Below are 4,600 nucleotides of genomic sequence, written 5' to 3'. Positions count from 1 at the left end.
CGATTCTGCTTTTTGCTCTGGCCTGGATGGTTTCGGGATCTGCCGGATTAGTGCTGGCAGGGCAATCGTGTGAGACGCCTCTTTCTGTAACCAAAGGGGTTTCTCCAAACGTGTTGATCATCTTCGACACCTCGGGCAGCATGGCCAACATCATCTGGCTCGACGGTTTCGATCCGACCGTCGACTACTCCACGCCCCTTCTTTCGGAAGGGAAAGAGGTGGTGTTCGCCCGGGAGAAGAAAAACTGTTTTCCCGACAACCACAGGGTCACGTTTCAAACATCCGAAGGAAGGGTCAAGCTCCGGTACCGCAAGTGCATGAGCTCCACGAAAATCTGCAGTGGAAGCGATTATCAGACCCGTTGGAGCGAGGCTGACGGTTATTTCTATTTCGATCGAAGGAAGGGAACATTTATCGACCAGGACGATTACGATCCCGGCGATTCGCAGCATATCAAAGCTTTCCTTCCCTATGCGACCTACAGTGTGGATGTGAGGGATACCGGTGCGTATTCGACCTGGTACAATTTCAACTATCTGAACTGGATATTCTACTATTCCACCCAGGCCCAGCGTGACGCCTTGAAGGCATTGCAGGACGACCCGGCAAAGAGGGATCTGTTGACGAGGATCCTGACGGCAAAGAGAGCCGTCAAGGAGGTGTTCAGATCCACCACAGAGGTGCGTTTTGGCCTCATGATTTTCGATGGTAGCGAGGGAGGGGAGATCAAAGCCGGGATACCCTCTAGTCTGGAGGATCTCGATCGAGCCGTGAACGAGATCTGGGCTTCCGGGTATACCCCTCTGGCCGAGGCTCTGGAAGATGCTTGGGATTATTTTTCGGACAAGCAAGAGGGTCCTGTTCAGTATTGGTGTCAGAAAAACTTCGTCATTCTGATCACCGACGGCCTGCCAACCAGGGACGGAGACGACCTGAGCGACTATATGAAGAAGGACTGGGATGGGGACAGCGGAGGTACCGAAGCAAACGGGTGGAAGGGGGACGAAACCGGCCGGTATCCCGGGCAAGGCTCAGACTATCTTGACGATATTGCCTACCACCTGTACCAATCGGATGCCAGGCCCGATCTGCAGAGGGAGAGAGAAAAGAGAAACATCGTAACATACACCATCGGCTTTACTGTGAGCAGCAGACTGCTTCTGAATACCGCTTTCAACGGGAACGGGCTGCACGGTCAAGAGGCGGAATGGAGCGACCCGAACAGCCCTCTTTACCACAGGTATTTTTACACGGCCGACGATTTTCAGGGGCTTCGAAGGGCACTTGAGAAGGCTATGAGAGAGGTTCTCATGTCCATCTCCTCCGGGACCGGAGCGGCCGTTGTTTCCACCGCGACGAGCACGAAGGATCTCGTCTTTCGCGCATCCTTCCACCCGGCTGGTTGGAAAGGTTTTCTCGAGGCCTTTGAGGTGGACGGGGATGTGGACTTCGACCGGGAGAGCCCGCGGTGGGAGGCCGGAGCTCTCTTGAACGCCACGAGCCCTGAGGATCGTAGCATATGGACGGCATTGAAGAGTTCCACGGGCATGGATGAGAAAGTGGAGTTCTCCGGGGTGAACCTGTCCGCCACGGGAATTGACAACAAGGAGCTCTGCACGCTGCTCGGGGCGGCCGATGCGGAGGAGGGAGAGGCTATAGTCGATTTTGTTCGAGGGCACGAGATTGCCGGCTTGCGGAGGCGTGGGGGGCACAGGCTGGGGGACATAGTCCATTCCACGCCCGTCGTGGTGGGTCCGCCGAATTGGTATTTCACTGATCTCTCATACATTCTGTTCCGGCGGAGTAAAACCCGGAGAGAGAGGATGGTCTATGTGGGTTCCAATGACGGGATGATCCACGCCTTTTACGTCGACGACCCGAATGGGGGGAAGGAAGCGTGGGCCTTTATTCCCAACAACCTGCTCGGCAAATTGAAGGTCCTTACGGATCCGGATTATGACGATTGTCACCAGTACTTCGTGGATCTGACCCCCACTGTAGTCGATGTCTTTATCGACCCGGACGGTGAGGCGGGAGGGCTCGAACCACAGTGGAGGACCCTCCTCATCGGAGGAGAGAGACAGGGAGGCAAGGCCTACTTTGCCCTGGACGTTACAGATCCGGGGGCTGACGGCTTCGAACCAAAGTGGGAGTTTTCCGATCCCCACCTGGGGGAGAGTTGGTCTATTCCGGCAGTAGAGAAGATTTTTCAGAGCGGACGGACAGAGGGCAGGTGGGTCGCCTTTGTCGGCAGCGGATTCAACAATGACGATGGGAAGGGATACCTTCTTGCTTTCGATCTGGAAACAGGGAAGAATCTTGATGGGACACCGCTTCTCGTTTCCGTCCGCGCTCCAAACATGCTGACAAGCCCGAGAGCCGTGGACATTAACGAGGATGAGTATGCTGACAGTGTTTTCACTGCCGATCTTTTCGGAAAGGTTTACAGGCTCGACATCACCTGCCAGGAGACTCCCAAGACCTACGAACCTCTTGAACCTGCCGCCTGGAAAGTCGAGGAGATTTTTCAGGCCAGGGACCGGAACGGGCAGATCCAGCCGATCACTCAACCGGTGGGTCTCTCCTTCTACTGCAAAGATCCTTCGGATCGAAGGTGCCGGAATCTGATGGTCTACTTTGGGACCGGAAGCTACCTGACCCTCGATGATAAGAAGAAGACCAGCGACCAGATTCCTCTTCAGAGTTTCTACGGGATCAAAGACGAATTCCGTCACATTACCCGGGATCAGGAGGGGATGAAAGACAGGACAGTCTCCGGGGATTGCGAGGAGAACCCCGATCCCACCAAGATAAAGGGATGGTATGTGGATCTTCGCCCAGGAGAAAGGGTCTCATCGCCGCCTCTTGTCGTGGGTGGACTGGTCTTTTTTCTTACTTTTATCCCCATTGACGACCCGTGCCAGGCCGGTGGAAAGACCTATCTCTACTACAGGGAGTTCGACACGGGCTGTGTGCCAAATCGGACGGTTTTCAAGGAAGAGGACCCGGATCCCCCGGGAGAAGCTCGCCCGGTCGGGAGAATCGAGATTGGTCGGGGGTACGCCTCAGAACTCCTATACTATGCAAAGACATCCGAGATGCTGATACAGACGAGTGATCATGAGATTCATGGGAAGACTGCCGTCTTGGGCAGGTCCGGTCTGAGTAGCTACTCCTGGCGGGAGGTTTTCTACTGACCCGCTTGGCCAGCCGAGATCCACCGTAGCCTCTCTGGGCTGACTAATCGGCTCATCTCAGCCGGTTGTGAACATGGCACGGAGCAGGTTTCTCTCTATCTCTTGTCATGGTCTTGAGCTTTTGGATTTGGAAGAGCCTGTAACCGATTTGACCGTATATTAGAAAAAGGGGGGTTCCGATGTCGAAAATAGACCGGGCGATTGTCAGTGTCTCAGATAAGACCGGAATAGTGGATTTCGTAAAGGGGCTGACTGCGATGGGTGTCGAGATACTCTCCACAGGAGGGACTGCAAGAATCTTAATGGAGAATGGAGTAAGAGTGATGGAAGTATCTGAATATACGGGTTTTCCAGAAATAATGGATGGACGGGTCAAGACGCTTCATCCCAAGATCCATGGAGGGCTGTTGGGGCGGAGGGAGAATCCCGGTGACAAGAGGGCGATGGAGATCCATGGGATCAAACCCATAGACATGGTTGTCGTCAATCTCTATCCTTTTGAAGCAACGGTGGCCCGGGAGGGATGTACCATGGAAGAGGCCATAGAAAACATCGACATCGGAGGGCCGACGATGATTAGAGCTGCAGCCAAGAACTACCGTCATGTGTCGGTCCTTGTCGATCCGGATGACTATGAGGGTGTCCTCCAGGAGATGAGGGGGAATGAGGGAATCGTCTCTCAGCAGACCAACTTCCGTCTGGCAAAGAAGGTCTTTCGTACAACCTCGCGGTATGATTGGGCAATCTCCAGATATCTGGATGCCTTGGGGAGTGAATGAGAAGGGAGGGGGTCCATGGGAAGGAGAGGGATGAGGGTCCTGGTTATCGGAGGGGGGGGCAGGGAGCACGCTCTTGTCTGGAAGATCGCGCAGAGCCCGATGGTGGAGGAGGTCGTCTGCGCTCCCGGGAACGGGGGCATAGCGCGGTTGGCCCGTTGTGTGGAGATCAATCCCACGGATCTCGAAGGACTCTCCAGGTTTGCCCAGGACCAGCAGATAGATCTGACAGTGGTGGGACCGGAGTTGCCTCTCACCATGGGAATCGTAGATCTCTTCGAGGCTCGGGGGCTCAGGATATTCGGCTCTTCGGGAAAGGCCTCGGAAATAGAGGGGAGCAAGGCCTTCTGCAAGGAACTGCTCAAGCGTTATGGAATTCCTTCTGCCGAACACGTGGTCTTCGAAGACAGGGACCGGGCGGCGAGCTATATACGGTCCAGGGGAGCACCGATTGTTGTGAAGGCGGATGGCCTGGCCGGGGGAAAGGGAGTGGTGGTGGCCCAAACAGAGAAGGAAGCTCTGGAAGCCCTCGACAGGATAATGGTTGCAAGGGATCTTGGCAGGGCAGGCGACCGGGTGGTGATCGAGGCCTGTCTGGAGGGAGAGGAGGCTTCTTTTCTTGCTTTT

General features: G+C 55.2%; 3 protein-coding genes. All 3 read left to right on the top strand.

Features of this window, described 5'->3' with window-relative positions:
• Window positions 1-110: 110 nt before the first annotated feature.
• On the top strand, window positions 111-3,197 hold the full coding sequence (locus tag JRJ26_20200; GenBank protein MBW2059812.1) for a VWA domain-containing protein: 3,087 nt from the start codon (window positions 111-113) through the stop codon (window positions 3,195-3,197).
• A 179-nt stretch (window positions 3,198-3,376) separates the two neighbouring features.
• A complete protein-coding gene (locus JRJ26_20195; protein ID MBW2059811.1) occupies window positions 3,377-3,976 on the top strand; it encodes an IMP cyclohydrolase in 600 nt (199 codons plus the stop codon).
• A 30-nt stretch (window positions 3,977-4,006) separates the two neighbouring features.
• Window positions 4,007-4,600: phosphoribosylamine--glycine ligase (locus tag JRJ26_20190; GenBank protein MBW2059810.1), on the top strand; the 594-nt coding region annotated here is incomplete at its 3' end.

The organism is Deltaproteobacteria bacterium (assembly GCA_019308905.1).
Classification (GTDB): Bacteria; Desulfobacterota; BSN033; order WVXP01; family WVXP01; genus JAFDHF01.
The sequence above is the reverse complement of the archived record's forward strand: the minus strand, read 5'-3'. Positions and strand labels throughout refer to the sequence as shown.